The 2,599-nt window shown below is 40.6% G+C and carries 3 protein-coding genes; 2 read left to right on the top strand and 1 reads right to left on the bottom strand.

All coding sequences use genetic code 11. The annotated features are described in order from the left end of the window. Nucleotides 1-153: 153 nt before the first annotated feature. Both GCCT14_RS04375 and GCCT14_RS04370 read left to right on the top strand, forming a co-directional pair. Entirely contained in the window at nucleotides 154-810 is a 657-nt protein-coding gene (locus GCCT14_RS04375) for an ATP-dependent Clp protease proteolytic subunit (protein ID WP_108624384.1), read from the top strand. A 92-nt stretch (nucleotides 811-902) separates the two neighbouring features. Further along, a complete protein-coding gene (locus GCCT14_RS04370) occupies nucleotides 903-1,892 on the top strand; it encodes a UPF0158 family protein (RefSeq protein WP_108624383.1) in 990 nt (329 codons plus the stop codon). Here the strand turns inward: GCCT14_RS04370 and GCCT14_RS04365 are convergent. Next, a partial coding sequence (locus tag GCCT14_RS04365; protein WP_108624382.1) for an MBL fold metallo-hydrolase occupies nucleotides 1,889-2,599 on the bottom strand: 711 nt, incomplete at its 5' end. The genes GCCT14_RS04370 and GCCT14_RS04365 overlap by 4 nt on opposite strands.

Raw genomic sequence — 2,599 nt, 5'->3', positions numbered from 1 at the left:
TTGAGCAATACGTCCGTTAAGGGAGAGGAGCCTCTAGTTGACTTTGCAGTCGCTGATCGGGTTAGGAAAGAAGTCGAGCAATTATGCTCTTCCTTTCCCCTTTATTCTCATATCCCTAGACTTTCTAAATAGTTGTCGTTAAGGGAGAAAGAAATGATAGATCTTTTTATTCAAAAAGAAAGATTAGATGAAGAGCAAGAAGAACCAAAGCAACCCCATTCTAAAGTCAACGATCTTGTTGAGCTTTCCCTTCTCAAGTCTCGTATTGTTTTTCTACACTCGGGCGTAGATCAAGATTCTGCTCGTGAAGTAATTCATCGCATTTGGCATCTTGAAATTTCCGATCCTGGCAAGAGGATTTTATTTGTCATTAACAGCCCTGGCGGATCTGTAACTGCTGGGTTAGCGATTTGGGATCAGATTCGACTAGTATCATCTCCAATTACTACTCTAGTTACTGGGCTAGCAGCTTCCATGGGTTCAATGTTGAGTATTGTTGCTCCCAAAGGTCAGAGATGGGCAACTCCTCAAGCCAAAATCATGATTCACCAACCGGCTATTTGGGGCACTGTTACTGGGCAAGCCACTGATCTAGAGATTCAAGCTCGTGAAATCAGAAAAACAAAAGAGACCATGGTTGGACTTTATATGGAAGCTACTGGACAACCACGAGAAGTGATTGAAAAGTCTCTTGATCGAGATACGTGGATGTCTGCAGAAGAGGCTATGAAGTTTGGTCTTATCGATCGAATAATTTCAGATAAGGAAACTCTTCAATCTTTTTTCAAAACAGGCAAGAGTAGTCTTTAGAAAATAATAGGAATTATTGATTTGTCAATTAACGAGAAAGAAATGATTTTTTTTCTAAAAAAAAATAGAAGTTGAGTAAGAAGGAGATGAAAATGAAGGGTGAGGAGTCAAAAAAAAAGAAAAGCAAAAAAAGTGAAACTTCATCTGCTCCGGCGCCACGTTTCCCTCAAGCTCAAAATCCGTTAATTCTTAGATTCAATCGTCTAATGGATGCGTTTGCTAAGTCAGATGATGAGAGAGATTACTTCTTGGATCGTGTAGAAGGTTTTATTATTTACATGGATTTAGACAAGGAGCAAGAGGAGATAGATGCCCTTCTTCTTGAGCTGAATGAATCTAGGGAGCGCTATTATTTGATCCCGAAATTAACTTTCTACGAGCAGAAGAAATTAATGGAGGGATTCATTCATGAGAAAGTTTACGATATAGATACACGTGAGAAGCTTCTTGATATTATAGGATCACGTGATCCTCGTGAAAACTTTCTTGAGTTTTTGCTTGACCATCATTCTGAGCATGATAAATGGCAACAGTATTACCAAGACAAATTTCGCATTCGAATTACTGAATGGCTTCGGGAGAATGATTTTGATTTTGTCTTTGAGGAAGATTTGGAGTTGTCAAACAATGTTATTGAAAAGATCAAGCGTCATTTATTCAATACGAAGATTCCGAAAGACTTGTCTGAGATTCGTCAATCTTTACGAACAAAGGCACAAGTCTACTATTCGAGTGAGGCATTGAACCCCCGTCCAAAAAGAGGTAGGCCTCCTAAACAGATTGTGAAAGTTGAGGTTGAGAAGCCAGCAAGTGCTGACATTTACTCTACTTTATCTCCATCTATTTGTTCCTTTCTGTACGTTCCTGATTTTAACACAGCATCTGAAGTTACCTTTTCTTCTAAGTTTGGCTCTCAAGATGAGTTGATTACTAATTTCAAGAGCTCTCAAAAAGCGCAATCTTCTCTGTCACAGTTAGAGGATCTTTCCAAGAGATTGGCAACGATTCGCCTAAGTGGCCAACAAGACGAAATAGTACTTGGTGCTCCTCGAAGCAGGCTAACTGAACCAACGAAGCGTTAATCCCAAAGCGATGGTTTGGAGCACTGTTTGTGAGTTGCGATTACAATATCACCTTGAAAGGATGTCCTGGAGAGCGCCTCTTGGGCGCTCTTAAGTGCTAGTTCGGGTTTGTTATAATTTTCAGACAGGTGACCTAAGTAGATTCTTTCCAGGCCAGGATGAGCTAGTTCTTTTAAAAGTTCAGAACATTCTTGGTTTGATAGGTGTCCGCATCTGCCCAGTAAACGTCTCTTGTCAGTTGCAGAAAGGTTGCTTCTAGCCACAAGTTCTGGATCATGATTAGATTCTACCAAGAGAAGTGTACAATTCAACAAATTGCCTATAACTCCAGACGTAACAAACCCTAAATCCGTACAAATTCCTATGGAGATTGTCCTCTCTAGGCTAGAGACCTCAACTCGAAACGCCACTGGATCAGCTGCATCATGCGGAATAGAAAAGGGAGTTATCTCCAGGTCTTCCATAACAAATGGCATACCTGGAACGAAAAGACGAACCTCAGGTAAGACTCGACCTATCTCGAGCATGACAGCTCGACACGTTTTCAGAGTAGCTAGAACTGGAATTCTGTATTGAGAGGAGAAATATTCAATAGATGAGATATGACCAGTATGCTCATGAGAAAGCAGAATAGCGTCCAAGTGAAACGCATCAAGATCTGGGACTAATGAACGAAGTCTCTCCTCGATAATTTCACCACTGCAGCC

The sequence above is a fragment of the Candidatus Similichlamydia epinepheli genome (genome assembly GCF_003056015.1).
The sequence above is the reverse complement of the archived record's forward strand: the minus strand, read 5'-3'. Positions and strand labels throughout refer to the sequence as shown.